The organism is Leisingera sp. ANG1, assembly GCF_000203975.2.
GTDB lineage: Bacteria > Pseudomonadota > Alphaproteobacteria > Rhodobacterales > Rhodobacteraceae > Leisingera.
This window is the reverse complement of sequence record NZ_AFCF02000001.1, coordinates 639,714-657,347: the sequence shown is the minus strand read 5'-3', so window position 1 is coordinate 657,347 and position 17,634 is coordinate 639,714. Positions and strand designations below refer to the sequence as shown.

The following is a 17,634-nucleotide window of genomic DNA, read 5'->3' as shown; positions in this document are numbered from 1 at the left end:
GGATTGTTGCCGTTTTGCACAATGGCATTTCAGGCACGATTTCCCCTCGCATCCCCCGCCAAGCTTTGCTATTCAGCGCGTCACGCGGCGGGCTTGCCCGGCGCAAGTGCGGGTGTGGCGGAATTGGTAGACGCACCAGATTTAGGTTCTGGCGCCGCAAGGCGTGGGGGTTCAAGTCCCTTCACCCGCACCATATTGATTTTAAGTGGAAAATTTGATTGGTACGGGGCTGCACTTCGCCCTTGATCCAGAGTGTTTTACACTTTGTTTTACACTCTGGAATCTGTTCTTATTCTGTTTTTGTTCTGTTCCGGCGCAGCTGTGCTGTCTTTGAGAGCTGTTTTTGCCTGGCTTGCTGGCGGTACTTCTTCACCATTTCCAGCGATTTGTGGCCGGTCACGGACTGGATTTCCGTGTCTGAGCAGCCTGCCTCTGCCAGCTCTTTCGCGGCGGTGTAGCGCCAGCCGTGGATAACAAAGCCCTCGGCCTCGATCTTCTTGCGGACTTCGGCCACAAGGCTTTGCGCGCGCCGTTTGCTGATGTGCTGCGTCAGGTTCTTCGCCAAGATGTGTTTTCCGTTGCGTGGCAAACGCTCCAGGAAGGTCTGTAAGCGCTCTGGGCAGAAGATCGAAAGCCGGGCGCCGGTTTTCTCCTGCACAACGTCCATATAGCCGCCTTGGAAGTGTACCCACTCCATGGCAACCACATCACCAATGCGCTGCCCCGTGCCGATGCACAGCTCATAAATCGCGCGCGCAATTGTCAGCCCATGCTGTTCACAGTAGCGCTCATATGCCGACAGCTTTGGCTCCGGCCAGGCTTCATAGCTTCCGCCCTTCAGCTTTTCGACGCCTTGGGCGGGGTTGGCGGTGATCCATTCCAGATCAATGGCGTGGCGGGCCAGAATCGAAAGCTGTTCGACCATGGCATTCGCCTTGCGCCATTGGTCTGCATACTTGTCTCGCGCTGCGATAACGTGTTTGCGGCGCAGTTTAGTGAAGTCCTTCGGGCCATTCTTTTCGCGGAGCAATTCCAGCGTGCGGCGATATTCTGCCTTTGTGCCTGGCTTCAACCCCTTGAAGCGTGGCGTTTGGTAGTAGCTGGTGATCAGTGCTTCAAAGGTGGTTTTAACCGTCGCCTTGTGCTGGCCGGACCTGATGGCCCAGTATTCACGGTCAAATTCCTCGCTGTCCGGGTCGTCAGGCAGACGGATCAGGGTTTTGCCCTTGCGAAAATACCAGTAGTCCTTTCCGCCGCGTGGGATCCGGGCCAGGTAAGGTTTTGAGTTCTTCTTTACCATTCGAAATCTTCACTCAGCATGGCGCCTGAGCTGATTGCCTCAAGCTGTTTCACGGACCAGCGCTCTAATTTGCCGCCGATCTTAACCGGCTTGGGCAGGCTCCCGGCTGCCACCAAGGCGCGGAATTCCTTGAGCGGCATATCCAGCATCTTAGCCGCCGTGCTTTCTCGCGCTAGGATTTGGTTTGCTGCAGCCACGGAATCAGCCTCCTGCTTCAGTTCTTGCCTTGGGCGCGCTGCATCCGGCGGGTGCATTTGCGCATGATCTGGCGGCGTTCTTCTTTCAGGTCGTGCAAGGCGCGCTCTTTCACCCGGATGCGGACGTGCAGCTTTGCGAGGCGGCGCAAGTCCATTTCATCCGCAAAGTGCAGCCACAGCGCCCTGATGCCGAAAAGTTCAACCTTTGCCAGTGGTTTGCGGCCCTTTTTTGATCCGTTCTGTGTATCTGTTCCAGCTACACGGGCAGCAGTATCTGTTGCGGTTTGCATGAGCGCTCCAATCACCGGAAAGGGGTTGCGAGTTTGCCGGTCCATGCGTCGAATTCTGTGCGCAGGGCCTGGAAGCGGTCGGCGGCGGCTTGGTCGTGCAGCAGCTCGCAGCGGCTGCTGACCTTACAGATCTGGCGGACGTATTCCGCCGCGCCGCCCTGGGTAAGCTGCTTGTCCGGGTAGCCGCAGCGTTGGGCTGCGAAGGTCTGAAACCGCGGGTCATTGCAGAGGATGCCTGCCTGTGTCGATGGCGGCAGATCCTCAAAGCGCTTTTTCTGTTCCGTGGGCATTGGCTTGACTTTCTGCAGGGCGGGCGCGGCGCGGCGGCGTGAGTGGTGGACTTTGCCGCGCCCGGCGGATCTGGCGGGGTTCGTTTTCTGGAAAGAGCCGGGGGCGGCTTGAAGTGCGCCCCCGGCCAGTGTGCTAAGGCGCAGGTTTCAAGTGGCCTCGGCAACTCGTGTCCTGTCAGGCGGCAGCATTGCCGCGCCGTTGTAAGGACAATCCGGTCGGCCATCGGTGGCGCGGCGGGTGAAGTCGTTTCTTAGGCGCCTCTGGGCGGCTCGCATCCATGCGTTCAACGTTTCGGACAGGTCATTTCCTGAGGCGCAAACGCCCAGCAGCGATGCGTGCCAGCGCGTGGTTTCGTAATCGAAGCGATCGCTGGCTTCAGTGCTGGCCGGAGTGATCTTGCCGCCGAGTTCCTGCAGCAGCATCGCCTGGCCGAACCGGCAGCGGGCGCGCATGTTGCGTTCAACGGAGTAGAGTTCCTGAAAGGTGCAGGGGCCGGAGTTGTGCATGGGGTGTCCTAGGAAAAGGTGCGCGGGCAGCGGATTGTTTGGAGGACTGCGCCGCCCGCGCTGATCCGCGCCGCAAGACGGGCGCGAAACCTCAAGGAAAAGCGGCGCGTCAATCCTCCGTCACGCGCCGCTCTTGGCTATTTGGTGGTGGGTGGTGCCCTTGGGTGCGATCTGCCGGATCTTCCGGTTTCGGTCGGTGTTCCGGTGGCGGAGGCGGCCTGTGCGTCAAGCAGCATTGCGGTGCTGCACCGGGATGTTCTTCTCCGCAATGAGTGCGCGTACCTTGGCACCGACGCGCGCAAGGGTTTGGTCGGTCGGTTCCGGCGCAGGTTCGGGGCGGTCGATCAGGTGGGCTGCGCGCAGTCGTGCCGGGTCAAAGCCCTGGCCGCGGGCGGCCTTCATGGCGGCCCAGGCCTGGGTGAACAAGCTGGTATCGTCCAGGTAGTGTTCCGGTGAGCCGACGATCTGTCGGGCGGTGTTGTTCATGTCTTGCATTCAATCCTCCATCGGTTGATAGGGATACCGATAAACTAAGCAAATTGCGTAGGTCAAGTGTAAAACTAAGCAATATGCATAGTTTGTGTTAGCGCGGGATTTACCATTGTGTATGGCTATTGCCTGCGGGGGATTCTGAGGTTGGGGATTCTGCCGTGCTGGCGAGGGCTTCATTTGATGAAGTCCCCCAACTTTCGCGCAATTTATGCGGACTTAGGCAAATGAATATGAACGAAGAAAAGTTATTGCGGTTGTTAAAAGAGGCGCGAGCCAGGTCGGGCCTGCCGTTGGACTTCTGGGCAGACGTCACGGAAGGACTGGATTACAGTTCCCTCGAGATCCTGGTGGGCAAATCTTCGATCTTTCCAAAGTACATGAACTCAAGTGGTAAGCTGTAGCACTTTCGAAGTTTTTTTGCGGCGCTTAGGGAAAGTTCGCGCCGCGCATTTTCAAACGGTCCGTACGTCTGTTCGGTCATGCCTGCGCGTTCTGCGAACTCTTTCTTAGTGAGTCCCAGAATTTCGCGCACGCGTTTCAGCCGGGCTGCGACTGCTTCAATGTTGTCTTCTTGATCTTCAAGCATGGTCAATTTCTACCGTTGAAGCTGAATTGCGGCACTGAGCAATTTGCGTATTTACTTCCTACGCAAAATGCGTAGTTACTTGGCGCATGAGTGCTGAGAGCAGAACTGAAACAGTTGCCAACTTTCTTGATGTCGCCGACCGGGTGCAGTTTCAAAAGGAAACTGGGTTCTCGGTGCAGTTGGTGACACGCGCGAAACGTGTGGGGCTTTTTCCCGCGCACTGGTTTTGGGCTGTTCGAAGCTACTGTGAAAAGCATGGAATTGAGGTCCCTGAACATCTTTTCAAGGGGCACCCGGACGCAAGCGGAAAGGACGCCGCATGAGCCGCCCCCGCCTGACCTTGATTGTGAACAATGATGTGACATGCGGTGAGCGTGGCGCGGCAGCCGGTCAAAAGTCTTGGTCAAATCAGTTTGACCCCTTTGCGTTGAAGGCTGCTGCACCTGACTTGTGGTCGGCCTACTTCCGCGCTCGGTTCCGCAGCCCGCGCGAGGTTGCGCTGTTTTGCGATGTGAGCTTTCAGACAGCGCTGAACTGGTGGGGCGCGGTGACCGCCCCGGCTAGCCATATCGCGCTGTTGATCATGCTGACCGATCCGGGCGTGGCTGAGTTTTTCGGTAATGAACTGGCGAGGGCGGCGTGATGCCGAGCCAAGGTTCGTTCCTCCGAAGCCAGAAAAAAGATCGAGCGGCGAATTCCTCCGCCGCTCGACAGGTCACCCCCTCCCTGGTGAAACATGCCAGTTTACCTGGCGGTCAGAAGCCTGATGGCTTCGTCTACTGCCTCGGGGTGCTCATCGCCCCTAAAAACCTCGCCAATTCTGTTGGCGTTGGTTCCGAGTCTGTGAACGATATCCGTATAGGAAACGCCTTGCAGGCGCATCACATGGGCTGTAACAGCCTCAGCGAACGAGAGTGCGCGTCGCTTGAGTGTGATGACGTTCATTTTGACACCTGTGATAGGGTGTCTTTCGTATGGGGGTCCTTCCCCAAACAAATCAGCCATGGCTTAACCTCGCTAGTGGCTGGTGGGACCGCATTGGGCAGGAGTGGTATTTTGCCCGCGGTCCGGTGGTACCGCGCTTTGCTTAAGGGTGCGGTTTCCTCAGCTGGGGTGGCGACTGCGAATCGCCGCCCCGGCATTCATAATTCTGAGTATGTAACCGCCGCAGGGCAACCCTCTCTATGGGGTGAAAGCCGCAAGTATTTGTGGATGAAATGTGGGAATGTCCCACATATCGTTGCATTCGCAGGGGAATTTTCTGGGTTTCATTGCGGTGTGGGGAACTGCTTTGTTAGCACTCCGCAGTCCGGTGTGCCAAAAATTTCAGAATTTGCATCTTGTTGGCGTCAGCTTGCGGCTCTCTTCGCCGACCTCATTTTATACGGAAATGCTGCAGGTGCGGGGGCGTGGCAGCGCCCCTGGACACGCCTACCGGGGGCAGGTGTACCTGCAAGCAGCCCCCAAATCCCTCCCTGTTGGTCTAGGGCGCGCAGCGGTTACCTCGCTGTGCGCCCCTTTTTCCGCGGGGGCGATTAATGCGTGACTTGGCTGAAATCGCTGCTGATTTTCCTGCGGAACCGGATTGGCTTTGGCTGGGGTGGTTCTGGAAGCCTGTCGGCCAATTGCGCCGCCGGGTTGGGTTGGCCGAGGTCGCTGCGGAAGCGCGCGGCAAGCTGGCCTGTGTCGCTACACCTTTCGCAAGTGTCTGCGGCGGTCCTGGTCTGGCGTCTGATGCGGCCATGATCTGGATGGAACGGGCAGCGGCGGCAGGTTTGCTGCCTTTGGCTCCGGCCTATCTGGCCTTCGAGGCCGGGCGGGACGCGCCGGAGCCGGAAAAGGTGCTGCGTTATTCTGATTTGGTGATCGTTCCGCCGGTTCCGGGTTGGCAGCGGTCTGCGTGTGTGTGGCACACAGTGTGCCTGGCGTTGAGGGATCACAAGCCTGTCTATCTGCTGGATGGGGGCGTCTGATGGCTGACCCTTGGCAGCGGAAGGGAGCGGGGTGTTGACCGATGGGTTGGATCTACGTCCCCGGAACGGATTGTCGCTCTTCGCTGGCGGCGGTGGCCTTGATATGGGGCTCATGCTCGCTGAGCCGGGATTCCACACGCGATGCTTTGTCGAGTGGGAAAAATACCCGCAAAACATCCTCATTGCAGCACAGGAAGCCGGATACTTCGCGCCTGCTCCAATCTGGGACGACATCACCAGCTTTGACGGACGCCCCTTGCGCGGGGCAATCGACACGATCCTTGCCGGATACCCCTGCCAAGGGGAGAGCTACGCCGGAAAGCGGATGCTCGAAAATGACCCGCGATGGATGTGGCCCCAGGTCGAGCGGCTTGCGAAGGAAATCCAGCCCCGTTGGCTCTTTCTCGAAAACGTCAGGGGGCACGTTACAGGCGGCGCTGAAACCGTGCTGCGAAGACTACACGACATGGGCTTCAAGACTTCAACTGGCCTCATTACAGCGGCAGAAACAGGCGCGCCGCATGAGCGCTGCCGGTGGTTCACTGTCGCTTACAGCCGGGAAAACAGCCGGGCGTTGGCCAACGCCAGCAGCGCACGAGGCCCGGCTGGGTATCCAGAACAGGACGCCTGGAGCCAAAGGCAGTCAGATCAGTCTGAGTACAGTCGCGGACCGTTGGCCGCCGCCTTCCAGCCGGGATGGGAAAGACACGCCAGGAATGTCCTATCACCGTGTGAATCCGGATGGGTCAACACGGGTACGTCTAGATCAGCTGCCACGGATGGCGCAGGTCTTTTCCCGCCCGCCCCAAGCGATATGCCAGGCTGGTCTGCCGTCCTGGCAATGGCGCCCGACCTCGCGCCGACTGTTGCGTTCGGTGACCTCGCGCGTCGCGCTGGTGAGCTTGCGCAGGTGGTTGCGAAGGGGGGTATGGCGGCGGCGGAAGCTGAACGTTCTCTTTGTCGAATGGTTGATGGGCTGGCCCAGAGGACACGCGCTCTCAAGCTGCTCGGAAACGGAGTTTTCCCGCTGGCAGCGGCGTATGCGTGGCGCACTCTCAGCGCTGCCCACGGCCTGCGGCCCGTGGATCTGGCAGCCGCCAGCAGAAGTGCCGACGGAGCCGGAACAAGTGAGTTTCTTTGACGGCCTGCTGCAGGGCGGGCTGAGACGATAACAAGAGGAAGGGCAGGGCAATGAGTGCATTCGCAAGGCATCTGCAGCCGGTCGATGCCGAGGATTTGGAAGAGTACCCGATTTCAGCCGGTGATCGGCTGGACTCGCACTACTTCCTGCAATGGAACCTCAAGCGCTGGCGGGCCAGCGAGTTCCGCCGGAAGGCAGATCCTGATGTTGGCTGGTACGGCATGCAGCTCTTTTTCATTGCACAGGATGAAACGCCCATTGGCACGCTGCCCTGCGATGATGAGCAACTGGCCTATGAGCTGCGGTTGCCCTTGGAGAAGTGGCATGCGCTGAATGAGCGCAAGATTACACCGCTGCATAACTGGCGCCGGGTCCGTTGCGACAACGCGGAAATCCGCTGGGCGCATCCGGTTGTGCTGGAGGTGGCCGCCGAGGCGCTGAAGTCGAACCGGAAGAACAAGGCGGATCAGGAAGAGCGTAAATACAACAAGCGCCTTAAGGATCTTCGGGTAATGATCGAGGGTCGGATCGGCGCAGGCCAGCTTTTGCGTGCTCCCGGCTTCCTTGAGCGCTTCAACGACTGGCTGGAAGAGCGTTATCCGCGAAATCAGCGGCGAGAAGACTTTATCCGTTCCGCCTTAGATGAATTCCAGATGGAATGCGCCCCGTGATCGGCCCTGTTGCAATCTGTGCATTCTGTGACGGTAACAGAATATTCCGGGAAAGTTACGGAACATGCCCGAAAAAACACGGAATTTCCCGTGTTCTGTTCCGGTCGTCCCTTTTTTTGCGCGGTTTCTGTGACCGTCGAAAAGAGAAGAAACGAAATTAAACGAAAAGATATTCACGGGTCGCGCCATCGGGAACGGGCTGCCTGTGGATAGGTCGGACAGGCTTAGAAAAAGGAGCGGTGAAGGCAGATGTGCAGTGACCAAACCGAAAGCAAGCGCGCCCGGGTGCGGAGGCTGGTGATACAGCCGCTGCAGGATCTGGGCTTCAGGTTTCCGAAGGGGACGCCGGAAGACAAGCAGCGGGCCGTGCTGGACCGGCTGGCCGACTCCATCGCCTACATGAGCGACAAGGGGCTGATTGCCCTGCAGCAGTCCTTGCAGACCAAGGGGGAAGGCGCGGCGAAATGCTTTTGGCCGTGCCGGGCAACGGTGATGGGCTGGGCCGAGGCGCTGGAGTACCGCCCGCTTGATGAGCTGCCGGAGCTGCTGGGGTGGTTCCGGTCGCGTGCCGGGGCGGAGGCAATGCAGGATGGCCTGCTGCTGGCGGAATACCTGTTCTGGCGGGACAACAAGCGCCCCCCGGCAAAGGGGCCTGAGAAAGACCGGGTGCGGCGCCGGGCTGCCGAGTTCAACAGCGAATATCAGAAGATCATGGAACGGCGGGCGCGCGGGTTCCCGGATATCCACGACCAGGGGGAATTCGTCCGCTGGTATGAACGCACGCTGAAGAAGTGCGAGGCGTGGGTGATGGAAGGCAAGGCGGCCCGCAATGGGGCTGGAACGAAGGAAAGGGTGCAAGCGTGAGCGAGCAGGTAGCAGTAGTGGCCGCAGATGGTGAGGCGGTCATGACGCCCGTACAGGAATACCTGGCGGCGCGCAGGCTTCGCGAAGAGGAAGAGGCGGCGCGGGTCGAGGCAGTGAAGGCCCGCGGGAATGTGCCGGCGGAATGCGGTGACCGGATACCGGATGCTCCGGCGCGCGGTGCCTTCCGGGTGTTTGAGCCGGTGCAGCTCTATCCTTCCGGCAAAAAAGAATATGAGGCGAAACCCGCTGGCTTTGAGGGCCGCAAGGCGATGCAGATGGCCGATGCCTTTGACGTGATGGCCGCAAGTGCAGCGCGGAAGAAAAAGCCTGCACCGTTCTCGCCTGGTCAGGTTGCCATGGGGCGCCATTACCGGGATCTGCTGGAACGGTACGAAAGCGCGGGCGTGCGCTGTTCCTCCGTCGAGGCGATCCGCACGGGCGGCAGCGGGCAGGGTGGCGAGTTCATTGACGCGGTGCTGCGCGACCGGGAAGAGATTGAACGGCTGCGCCGCCGCATTGGTAACGGGGTTGCGATGGAAGTGCGGCGGGTGCGTCCGTCCAAGCGCGGCACGCGCGGCGCCATCAGCAACCGCGTCCTAGTGGATATGGTCTGCCTGCATGACAGGACGATCAGCGACGTGCTTCGCAAGCATCATTGGTCGGTCAACGGCGACAACGTGAAGGCGGTGACGCGGGCGCTGGCCGGTGTGCTGGATGCCATGGCCGGGCCTGTGCGGCGCGGTCAAATGCTCGCTATGTGAGAAAGGGGCTTGACGCTTACATCATCTGCGTGCCAATGAATATGCATCATCACGAAATGCGCCCGCAGGAAACTGCCGGGCGCTTTTGCTTTGGTGCTCTCGAACATTGGAGGTTGTCATGCGGCCAGCCGGAGAAAGCCCGGCAGTGGGGTTCTTGTGGCTCGTCTGAAGGTTTGCGTGGCGTCTGGCTGCGAAGATCTGGCGCTGCCCGGTCTGTCTCATTGTGAACGGCATGAGGCAGACCGGCAGGAGAAGCTGAAGGCGCGGAGGGCAAAGGCGCAGACCTCGCCCGCGGCCCTGGCTGCCCGCAAGCTCTATGCAAATCCAAGATGGGTGAAGGCGTCCAAGGCTTATCTGCGGGATAACCCGCTGTGTGTCGACTGTCAGGAATTGGGGGTTGTTGAGCCTGCAACGGACGTTGACCACATCAAGCCGCACAAGGGCGATCGGAAACTGTTCTGGGACCGGAACAATTGGCAGTCGCTCTGCCATCGGTGCCATAGCCGAAAGACTGCGCGCGAGGTGTTCCACCAATAGGGGGGTATCTCGAAAATAACCGCCCAATAGTACAAACCGGCGGTGATACCTGAGTTTTTGCGCGGGGGAATTTGGAACTTTTTCACCACGGTTTCAGTGGGAAGGCAGGTGTAAGGAGAAGGATATGAAGGGCGCAAAACCAAGCCTTGATAACGTCATTCCGATGAAAGGTGATGCGCCGTTTCATGTGCCGGATGCCCCGGACTTCATGAGTTCTGAGGGGCGCGAAGTCTGGGAACGCCTGGCGCCGGTTGTCGCTCAAAAGGGACGGCTGGAGCCGCATCATGTGGATCTGTTTGCCGCCTACTGCGAGGCGTGCGCTGACTTCATCCGGTTCACTGGCGATATCGCAATGATGGGTTCCTACTTCGAGACCACAGGCCGCCACGGCAAGCAGGAAAAGAGGCGGGTTGTTTGGTCCCAGCGCAACGATGCCCTAGCGACTATGCAGCGGATATCCTCGTTGTTTGGCATGTCGCCGGTCGATGAAAAGCGTTTGGGTGCAGGCGGGCAGGGTGACCTTCTGGCCGACCTTGAACGCATGCTGAGCGGCAATGCATCCGCTTGACCATCCTGTCAGCCGCTACGCTGCCGAGGTTGTAGAGGGTGATATCATAGCCGGAGATCTGGTGCGGCTCGCTTGCGAGCGCCACCTGATGGATCTGGAAACCGGTGAAGAGCGCGGGCTGTTCTTCGATTGCGAGGCTGCCAACCGCGTTTTGAACTTCTCGGGGCTGATTCAGCACACAACCGGAGAGCTGGCAGGGAAGCCGCTTGAGCTGCAGCCCTGGCAGCAGTTCCGGCACGGCTCTGTCTTCGGGTGGAAGCACCGGGAATCAGGCTTGCGCCGCTTCAAGTCAACCTATCACCAGGTGGGCAAGAAAAACGGGAAGACCACGGATACGGCTATCCCGATGCTTTACACCCAGACCTTTGACGGGGAAGGGGCGCCGCAAGGATACTGCGCCGCGACAACGCGGGATCAGGCAAAGCTGCTGTTCAATGAACTGAAGCGCATGGTCCGGGCATCGCCGATGCTGGCCCAGCTTATGAAAGTCTGGTCGCACTCAATCTCGACTGCGCACAGCAACGGCGTGATTTCCTGCCTTAGCCGCGACGGCAATTCCGCGGATGGTATCAACCCGCATTTCGCTGCCCGCGATGAGGTCCACCGCTGGACTGACCGCGAACTGGCAGAGGTGGTTGTGAACTCGATGATCGCACGGGCGCAGCCGATCGATTGGGCAATTACGACGGCAGGCGCAGACCGCAACACGATCTGCGGTGAAACGCGGGACTATTCGGAAAAGGTGCTGCGCGGTGACGTGCAGGATGATGCGTTCTTTGCCTATGTCGCCGAGCCGCCGGAGGATTGCGATCCCGGCGACCCGGCAGCCTGGGCGATGGGCAATCCGAACTTGGGCGTAAGTTTCAAACACGAGGCGTTCAAGCGGATCTATGATGAGGCGACGGTGATACAGGCAAAGATGCCGAACTTCCGGCGTCTGCATCTGAACCTCTGGACTGAAGGCTCTCAGACTTGGATTTCCCGCGACGTGTGGGACAAGGGCGAGGCGTGTGCGCCCTTTGACCCGGAAATGCTCTACGGTCGCAAGGCGTGGATCGGCCTGGACCTGAGCCGAACCACAGACTTGACCTCGATCGTTGTTGCGGTGCCGTTGAATGGGCTGATCTACCTGATCACCTATTCGTTCATTGCAGAGGGGCCAAAGGGTTTCGTGGTCAGGGCGCAGACCGAAAACCGGGCCTATGTGAGCTGGCGGGATCTGGGGTGGCTGGAAGTTCACCGCGGCGGCGTGATCGATGAAGATCAGATAATTGAGCGCATGAAATGGCTGCGCGAGCGGTTCGACATTCAGGAAGTCGCCTATGACCGCTGGGGCATGAAATATGTGGCCGGTGAGCTGGACCGGCTGCGCTTCCCGCTTCTGGAGCACGGCCAGGGCTACGCTTCTATGTCAGCGCCGACCAAGCGTCTTGAAAACTGCGTCATGACCAACCGCATCCGTCACGGCGGCAACCCGGTTCTGGCCTGGGCCGTCGGCAATGTGATGCTGGATCAGGATGCGGCTGAGAATGTGAAGCCGAACAAGAAAAAATCAACGGGCCGGATCGATCCGGCTGTTGCTGCCATCATGGCGCTGGGGCGCGCCGAGGTGGGCGAAGAGAAACGCAAAGCACAGGATATCCTGATCGTATGAAACTGCTGGGGTTCAACATTTCGCGTGCGTCCAGCGAGGCGGCGCCGGTAGCTGAGCGCGTCGAGCCGCCTATGGTGTCGGCGCAAGCGGAAACCTCTGGCACGTCCAAGCCTGAACCCTGGCTGACGGATATCGGGTTCGGCGGCAGCGCTCCGTCAAACAAGCGGCTGCCGCGAGTCACGCCGCAGCGCGGGGAGCAGCACGGTACGGTCTTTGCCTGCTGCAACAACCTCGGCGGGGATCTGTCCAAGGTTCCGCTGAAGCTGTGGCAGCGCATGGGGGATGGGCAGGAGGTTCGCGTGCGGGAGCACCCTGCCAATTACCTGCTGAACGTGGAATCCTCGCCCGGAGTGCCGGCCAAACTGATGCGGTACGGCCTTGTTTATGCCTGGGCGCTGCGCGGCAATTCCTATGCCTACGGGCCGCGCGATGGCGGCGGCGAGCTGGAAATGATCGAGCTTGCATTGCAGGACAGTTGCTCTGTCCTGCGGGCTGGCCGGGAGCGCTTCTATGATTTCACCGACGGGGCGGGTGTGCTGCGCCGGGTGCCAAGCCGGTCCATGGTGCATATGCGCTATATGGCGCTGGACGGCTGGACGGGCCGCAGCCCTCTGCAGGTCGCAAGTGAAACCGTCGGTCTGGCTTTTGCCGGGCAGGAGTCGGCGGCGCGGTCGGTTTCGGGCGGGCATACCAAGGCCGTGATTAAGCTGGCTGACAACTATGAAAGTGCTGAAGACCGTGAGCGGAACGCCCGCAACATCAAGGCGCATGTCACTAAGCCGGGTGCTGATGGAATTCCGGTTCTCGGCCCTGATGACGATATCAAGAGCCTGGACCTGACTGCGGCGGATCAGCAGTTGCTGGAAAGCCGGAAGTTTGACCGCGAGCAGCTTGCAGCGATTTACCGCATGCCGCCCTCCAAGCTGCAGATGCTGGAATTTGGAGTGAAGGCAAACGGCGAACAGCAGGCGATCGACTACCTGACCGACTGCCTGCTGCACTGGTCTGGACTGGCCGAGGCCACGCTTGCGCTGTCGGTGCTGACCCGCGGAGAGCGTGAGCGTGGGTTTTTCCTGCGCCATGATTTCGGGGCGCTGCTGCAGCCGACGGTCAAAGAACGCAATGAGGCTTTGAACAGGGCTACCGGCGGCCCGTTTCAGACGCCGAATGAAAGCCGCCGGATGATCGGTCTGCCGCCTGTTGAGGGAGGCGACGAGCTGAACCCGGCGCCGAACATGACCCGCGACGACAGCAAACAGAAGAAGGGGAAAGAGGAATGAGCCAGCCGAAAATTGGCGCCCTGGTCGGAAGCGGCCCGCTTGCCATCCATGAGTCCGCCTTGCCTTCGTTGCAGATGGATCTGCCGAAAGAGGTGGCGGAACTGTCCGCAGCAATGACGGCCCTCGCAGCAGAGGGGGTTTCGATCGAGCGCGGCCAGCGTTACGCCGTTCACCGGGGAATTGCTTTTGTCCCGGTGCGGGGGGTTCTGACGCCCAATTCCGCCCTCCTGGAGCGTTACCTGGGCTGGACCACCTACCACGGCATTGCGGAAACCATGGCCGAGGTCACTGCCAGCGATGAGGTGCAGGCAACCGTAATGATCTATGACACGCCGGGCGGGTCGGTCATGGGCATTCAAGCTGCTGTCGAAGCCGTCAAGGCTGCTGCAAAGGAAAAGCCTGTGCATGGGATTGTGCACCCCCTGGCCGCGTCGGCGGGGTATTGGGTGGTCAGCCAGTGCACCGATATCAGCCTGACGCCGGGTTCCTGGGTGGGATCTGTCGGCACGATGATGACTGCGGATCAGCCGGTGCAGCCGGGCATGGGCGGGTTTCAGTATTTCATTCTGACCTCGGAGCACGCCGGGGCCAAGCGCCCGGACCTTTCCACGGAAGAAGGGCAGAAGCTGGCGCAGACGCGGCTTGATACCATGGAGGCGGATTTCCTGGCGGCGGTGGCGGAGGGCCGCGGCATTGCCGCCGCTGATGTGCCGGGCCGCATGAGCCGCACAGACAACGACGCCGACGGCGGCGATGTGTTCTGGGGGCCGGATGCGATCGAGCGCGGCCTTGCTGATGCAATCGAAACCGTGCCGGAATTCATGGCGCGCATCGGCGGCCTGTACGCGCCCAAGCCGCGCCAGAAATCCCGCGCCTACCTGGCGCAGGCAGAGGCTGCAAAGGCCGCAGCTTCCCACTGAAATTCGCTGGCAGTTTTGCCTGTGATCACCCTGCGCATTCGCGGCGGGGATAGCTGGCTGCGTGCCTGCAGCCTTCCATGACAAGGAGAAACAACATGGACCTGAACGATCTGCGCCGCGTTATGAAGGCGGCGGCGGAAGACATGGAAACCAAGGCCAAGGCGATCGAGGCTTTGGAGGCCGCCGACGATACGAAGGCCGAAGACTTTGACGCCGCGGTCGCTGCTTTCAACGCTTCCAAAGCCGAATTCGAGAAGGCGCAGGCGAGTGTCCAGCGTGCCGAGGCGGTGGAAGCGGCCAAGGCGGCAACTGCGACCTCGGAAGTCGAAACCGGCGCCGCTGCAGGTGGTTCGTCTCCCGCAGCTCCTGCCCGCCCCAAGCAGCCGGGCCAGGAGGCCATCGAAGTTGGCTTCATGGCTCATGCGCTGATCAACGCCAAGGGTGACCGCGACAAGGCGGTGGAGCGCTTGGAGAAGGACGGCCACACCGCCATTTCTGCTGCGCTGTCCGGTGCCACCGAAAGTGCCGGCGGTGTGACCCTGCCGCGCCCGCAGGGCGAGGCGGTGATCGGCCTGCTGCGCCCGCGCGTGACTGTCCGCAACTCGGGGGCCGTGGTGCATGACCTGCCCGCGGGTGAGCTGCGCAATGCGCGTCTGGCAACGCCGCCGACGGCCAGCTATGGCGCTGAGAATGCTGCGATCACCGAAAGCGAACCGACTTTCGACAAGGTTGAAGAGAAGTTCCGTAAGTTGACCTCGCTGGTGCCGGTTGGCAACTCGCTGCTGCGCCATTCCAGCGCGTCGATCGCGCTGATGGTGCGCGATGCGATCCTCAAGGAAATGGGCCTGAAAAACGACTTGGCCTTCCTGCGCTTCGACGGAACCGGCGATTTGCCGAAAGGCCTGCGGCAGTGGGCGCTGGCGGATCACTGGCAGGATGCGGTTGCAAGCGATGTTGCGGCTGTTGAAGCCGCGATCCGGCGGTGTGTGAGCAAGGTGGAAGATGCAGATGTCGGCCTGGTCAACCCGGGCTGGATTATGCGGGCTTCGACCAAGAATTTCCTCGGCAGCCTTGTGCGCGCCAATGGCTTCAAGGTGTTCCCGTCGATCGACGAAAAGGGCACTCTGCACGGTGCGCCGATCAAGACCACCTCGCAGATCCCGGACAACCTGGGCGGCGGTGGCGACGAAACCGAGATTTATTTCGCGGAATTCAGCGAAATCATGATCGGCGACTCCATGGATATCACCCTGGGTTCGAGCACTGAGGCCTCTTACGTGGATACCGGCGGCAACACCATTTCGGCATTCCAGAACGACCTGACGCTGATGCGGGCGATTGCGGAGCATGACATGGCCCCGGCTCATGATGAGGCAATCGCGGGCCTGAACGGCGTCGGCTGGTCTCTGTAATCCCGGCTTGAAAACCTGCCCTGGCGGTTGCCGCCAGGGTGAAACCTTCTCTCAGAAACGGAAGTTCTGACATGTCAAAGCAAATCGTGAAATTCCTGAAAACCCATGGCCGCTACGTCAAAGGCGACGTTGCCGGTTTTGAACCGGCGACCATCGCGAAGTGGCCCAAGGGCACCTGCAAACCCTTTGACCCGGAAGAGGTTGATTCCGCGCCGAATGCGGACGGCGAGGCGGGCGCTGATGTGTCCGCGAAGCTGGCCGAGCTGGCGCAGCGCGAAGCTGATCTGAAGGCCCGCGAGGAAGCCCTGGCCGAGAAAGAGCAGGCGGCGGAAGAGGCGGGCAAAGCTGGTGGCGAACCGGCAGGCGCGGCTGAGGCCGCCAGCAAGGGTGCCAAGGCTTCCGGCGAGCCGCCGAAGCAGGGCGCGAGCAAGTAAGGGGCGCGTGCGATGCGGGTAATCGAACAGGCGGAAATCGTTGCTGGTGTCGACCTGGAGGACTTCAAGAAGTCCGTTCACATGGCGGCAGGCGATCTGGATGACGACGGCGCCTTGCAGCTTGCGCTGGAGTCCGCAGAGGCCGCGATTTCCACTGCAACAGGTTACCCGCTGACGCCCCGGGAAGTTGAATTTGTGGTTACCCGTGGGAGCTGGTGCCGCTGGTGGTTCCCGGTTCTGCCGGTGATCGAGTTGACCGGGCTTGCCCTGGACAATGGGGCGGGCGGCTGGACTGATCAGCCGCTGGTGGGGGCTTGGGTTCAGCAGGCATACGATGAGCCTCAGTTAGTGCTTGGGGCGTCTTGGGCTGGCAACAGCGCGGCAGGCGATGTGCTGCGGGTGCGGGCCCGTGTCGGCGGACCTGATCAGCCTACATTTAACCGCTTGCGGCAGGCAATCCTGCTGCAGGCAAAGGAATGGTTTGAGGCCGGGATCGCGATCGAGGCGGAAGATACGCCTCGCATGTCGTTCGGCGTGCATCGTCTAATCAAGCAGGCGCGCTACCGCCGCCCGTATGAGGTGGCCTGATATGGGCAGGCTTCTGGACCGCAAGGTGATCTTTTTGGAGCGCGGCCCTGGTAAGAACAACCTGGGTGAAAAGAAGCGCGATGTTTGGCAAGAGCTGTTTCTGGTTCAAGCTGGTTTTGAGCCGGTCAGCGACACTGAGCGCTGGCAGGCGGGGGCGGTCGAGCAAAAAGCGGATGCGCGCTTTACCGTCGGCTACACCGCGCGCACCGCGGCGATTACCGGAGAAAACCGGCTGCGTTTTGAGGGCAGCGATTGGCAGATTTCCGGCGTCAAGGTGATCGGCCGCCGCCGCTGGCTGGAATTCACGGCCTGGAAGGTCAGACCGCCGGAGGCGTGACATGTCCATGAAAATGAAAATCGAGGGGGCGGGAGATATTGAACGCGCCCTGTCGGAACTGGCGCGCGGTACGGCCAAGGGAGTCATGCGCCGGGCCATGAAGAAGGCGCTGCAGCCGGTGAAGCAAGGCGCTGAAAATTCGGCCTTTGAGATTGCGATCACCAGCAAGCTTTCCCCCCGCCAGCAGGGCGAGGCAAGGGGAGATCGGGGGCGGGCCAAAGTCTCGCTCTATGTGGGGCCTGTGGAAGCCGACGGTTCCCACGCGCCGCACGCGCATCTGATTGAGTTTGGCACAGGGCCGCGCCGTCATGCGAGCGGCAAATATGTTGGCGCGGTCATGGCGGATCCGTTCATGCGGCCCGCCTGGGACGCGAACAGGGAGCGCATGCTGCAGATCCTGCGCAAAGAGGTCTGGGCGGAAATTGAAAAGGCTGTGGAGCGCGCAGCACGCAAGGCAGCGAAGGCGGCAGGCTGATGGAATACGATATCTACAGCGCGCTGGAGCCTCTTGGGCATCCGGTTGTCTGGGGCGGTTTTGACGATGCGGAAGGCTTTCCGCGGATTACCCTGCAGATGATCAGCAACAGCACCCGCTATACTCTGAAAGACCGGGCCGGAAATGAGACGGCCCGCATTCAGGTGAATGTCTACGCGGAAACTTATGAAGAGATGATGCTTGCCGCGCGGCAAGTGTCCCAGACCCTGACAGGGTTTCGCGGCGGATCTGTGATCCGCTGCAAAGAGATATCCCGCCGGGACGGACCAGCAGAATCCGGCGGCGATGTGATCCGGCTGCAGCAGCTGGATTTCCGGGTGCGCTACCGCGCCTAAC

Annotated in this window: 25 protein-coding genes and 1 tRNA gene; 18 read left to right on the top strand and 8 right to left on the bottom strand. The window is 60.6% G+C overall.

The features are described 5' to 3' along the window. Positions 1-108: 108 nt before the first annotated feature. Positions 109-193: transfer RNA gene (locus GC1_RS03235), tRNA-Leu, on the top strand. A 96-nt stretch (positions 194-289) separates the two neighbouring features. Here GC1_RS03235 and GC1_RS03230 read toward each other — a convergent pair. The 7 genes from GC1_RS03230 to GC1_RS22065 form a co-directional block, all read right to left on the bottom strand. Then, the gene (locus GC1_RS03230) at positions 290-1,300 is read right to left on the bottom strand and encodes a site-specific integrase (protein ID WP_019295479.1); all 1,011 of its coding nucleotides are present in this window, start codon (positions 1,298-1,300) and stop codon (positions 290-292) included. Then, positions 1,294-1,497 (bottom strand): helix-turn-helix transcriptional regulator, encoded by a 204-nt coding sequence (locus GC1_RS22070; protein WP_036761839.1) that lies wholly within the window; start codon positions 1,495-1,497, stop codon positions 1,294-1,296. The genes GC1_RS03230 and GC1_RS22070 overlap by 7 nt, the downstream gene beginning before the upstream one ends. Positions 1,498-1,514: 17 nt before the next feature. Continuing rightward, positions 1,515-1,787, bottom strand: a complete 273-nt coding sequence (locus tag GC1_RS03220) for a hypothetical protein (RefSeq protein WP_019295481.1) — start codon at positions 1,785-1,787, stop codon at positions 1,515-1,517. A gap of 11 nt (positions 1,788-1,798) precedes the next feature. Beyond that, the gene (locus GC1_RS03215) at positions 1,799-2,077 is read right to left on the bottom strand and encodes a hypothetical protein (RefSeq protein WP_019295482.1); all 279 of its coding nucleotides are present in this window, start codon (positions 2,075-2,077) and stop codon (positions 1,799-1,801) included. Between the two features lie 147 nt (positions 2,078-2,224). Next, on the bottom strand, positions 2,225-2,584 hold the full coding sequence (locus GC1_RS03210) for a hypothetical protein (protein ID WP_019295483.1): 360 nt from the start codon (positions 2,582-2,584) through the stop codon (positions 2,225-2,227). A gap of 225 nt (positions 2,585-2,809) precedes the next feature. Further along, a complete protein-coding gene (locus GC1_RS03205; protein ID WP_019295484.1) occupies positions 2,810-3,079 on the bottom strand; it encodes a hypothetical protein in 270 nt (89 codons plus the stop codon). A 322-nt stretch (positions 3,080-3,401) separates the two neighbouring features. Continuing rightward, on the bottom strand, positions 3,402-3,662 hold the full coding sequence (locus GC1_RS22065) for a helix-turn-helix transcriptional regulator (RefSeq protein WP_082020144.1): 261 nt from the start codon (positions 3,660-3,662) through the stop codon (positions 3,402-3,404). Positions 3,663-3,981: 319 nt separating this feature from the next. Between GC1_RS22065 and GC1_RS03195 the strand changes: the two genes are divergently transcribed. Beyond that, positions 3,982-4,305 (top strand): hypothetical protein, encoded by a 324-nt coding sequence (locus tag GC1_RS03195; protein ID WP_019295487.1) that lies wholly within the window; start codon positions 3,982-3,984, stop codon positions 4,303-4,305. A gap of 101 nt (positions 4,306-4,406) precedes the next feature. Here the strand turns inward: GC1_RS03195 and GC1_RS03190 are convergent, their stop codons facing one another. Beyond that, entirely contained in the window at positions 4,407-4,607 is a 201-nt protein-coding gene (locus GC1_RS03190; RefSeq protein WP_019295488.1) for a hypothetical protein, read from the bottom strand. Positions 4,608-5,200: 593 nt separating this feature from the next. Between GC1_RS03190 and GC1_RS03185 the strand changes: the two genes are divergently transcribed. The 16 genes from GC1_RS03185 (at position 5,201) to GC1_RS03110 (ending at position 17,633) form a co-directional block, all read left to right on the top strand. After that, positions 5,201-5,635, top strand: coding sequence for a hypothetical protein (locus tag GC1_RS03185; protein WP_019295489.1), 435 nt, complete (start codon positions 5,201-5,203; stop codon positions 5,633-5,635). A gap of 34 nt (positions 5,636-5,669) precedes the next feature. After that, positions 5,670-6,776 carry a DNA cytosine methyltransferase gene (locus GC1_RS21840; protein WP_152614060.1) on the top strand — a complete coding sequence of 369 codons (1,107 nt, stop codon included), beginning with the start codon at positions 5,670-5,672 and terminating at the stop codon, positions 6,774-6,776. A 50-nt stretch (positions 6,777-6,826) separates the two neighbouring features. Further along, a complete protein-coding gene (locus tag GC1_RS03175) occupies positions 6,827-7,447 on the top strand; it encodes a hypothetical protein (protein WP_019295491.1) in 621 nt (206 codons plus the stop codon). Between the two features lie 249 nt (positions 7,448-7,696). After that, entirely contained in the window at positions 7,697-8,311 is a 615-nt protein-coding gene (locus GC1_RS03170; RefSeq protein WP_019295492.1) for a hypothetical protein, read from the top strand. Continuing rightward, positions 8,308-9,072, top strand: coding sequence for a hypothetical protein (locus GC1_RS03165; RefSeq protein WP_029204745.1), 765 nt, complete (start codon positions 8,308-8,310; stop codon positions 9,070-9,072). The genes GC1_RS03170 and GC1_RS03165 overlap by 4 nt, the downstream gene beginning before the upstream one ends. Positions 9,073-9,165: 93 nt before the next feature. Then, positions 9,166-9,609, top strand: coding sequence for an HNH endonuclease (locus GC1_RS22990; protein WP_337589010.1), 444 nt, complete (start codon positions 9,166-9,168; stop codon positions 9,607-9,609). A gap of 124 nt (positions 9,610-9,733) precedes the next feature. Beyond that, positions 9,734-10,177 carry a P27 family phage terminase small subunit gene (locus GC1_RS03155; RefSeq protein ID WP_019295495.1) on the top strand — a complete coding sequence of 148 codons (444 nt, stop codon included), beginning with the start codon at positions 9,734-9,736 and terminating at the stop codon, positions 10,175-10,177. After that, positions 10,164-11,831: a terminase large subunit gene (locus GC1_RS03150; RefSeq protein WP_019295496.1), complete on the top strand. Its 1,668-nt coding sequence runs from the start codon at positions 10,164-10,166 to the stop codon at positions 11,829-11,831. Before GC1_RS03155 ends, GC1_RS03150 begins: the two co-directional genes overlap by 14 nt. Next, positions 11,828-13,111 (top strand): phage portal protein, encoded by a 1,284-nt coding sequence (locus GC1_RS03145; RefSeq protein WP_019295497.1) that lies wholly within the window; start codon positions 11,828-11,830, stop codon positions 13,109-13,111. The genes GC1_RS03150 and GC1_RS03145 overlap by 4 nt, the downstream gene beginning before the upstream one ends. Continuing rightward, positions 13,108-14,031 carry a S49 family peptidase gene (locus tag GC1_RS03140; RefSeq protein ID WP_019295498.1) on the top strand — a complete coding sequence of 308 codons (924 nt, stop codon included), beginning with the start codon at positions 13,108-13,110 and terminating at the stop codon, positions 14,029-14,031. The genes GC1_RS03145 and GC1_RS03140 overlap by 4 nt, the downstream gene beginning before the upstream one ends. Positions 14,032-14,126: 95 nt before the next feature. Beyond that, on the top strand, positions 14,127-15,443 hold the full coding sequence (locus GC1_RS03135) for a phage major capsid protein (protein WP_019295499.1): 1,317 nt from the start codon (positions 14,127-14,129) through the stop codon (positions 15,441-15,443). A 71-nt stretch (positions 15,444-15,514) separates the two neighbouring features. Further along, positions 15,515-15,877: a hypothetical protein gene (locus GC1_RS03130; RefSeq protein ID WP_019295500.1), complete on the top strand. Its 363-nt coding sequence runs from the start codon at positions 15,515-15,517 to the stop codon at positions 15,875-15,877. Positions 15,878-15,889: 12 nt separating this feature from the next. Continuing rightward, positions 15,890-16,465 (top strand): hypothetical protein, encoded by a 576-nt coding sequence (locus tag GC1_RS03125; protein ID WP_019295501.1) that lies wholly within the window; start codon positions 15,890-15,892, stop codon positions 16,463-16,465. Position 16,466: 1 nt separating this feature from the next. Then, positions 16,467-16,802 (top strand): head-tail adaptor protein, encoded by a 336-nt coding sequence (locus GC1_RS21835; RefSeq protein ID WP_019295502.1) that lies wholly within the window; start codon positions 16,467-16,469, stop codon positions 16,800-16,802. Position 16,803: 1 nt separating this feature from the next. After that, a complete protein-coding gene (locus GC1_RS03115; RefSeq protein WP_019295503.1) occupies positions 16,804-17,277 on the top strand; it encodes a hypothetical protein in 474 nt (157 codons plus the stop codon). Then, complete coding sequence (locus tag GC1_RS03110) at positions 17,277-17,633, top strand: DUF3168 domain-containing protein (protein WP_019295504.1); 357 nt, start codon at positions 17,277-17,279, stop codon at positions 17,631-17,633. Before GC1_RS03115 ends, GC1_RS03110 begins: the two co-directional genes overlap by 1 nt. Position 17,634: the final 1 nt, after the last annotated feature.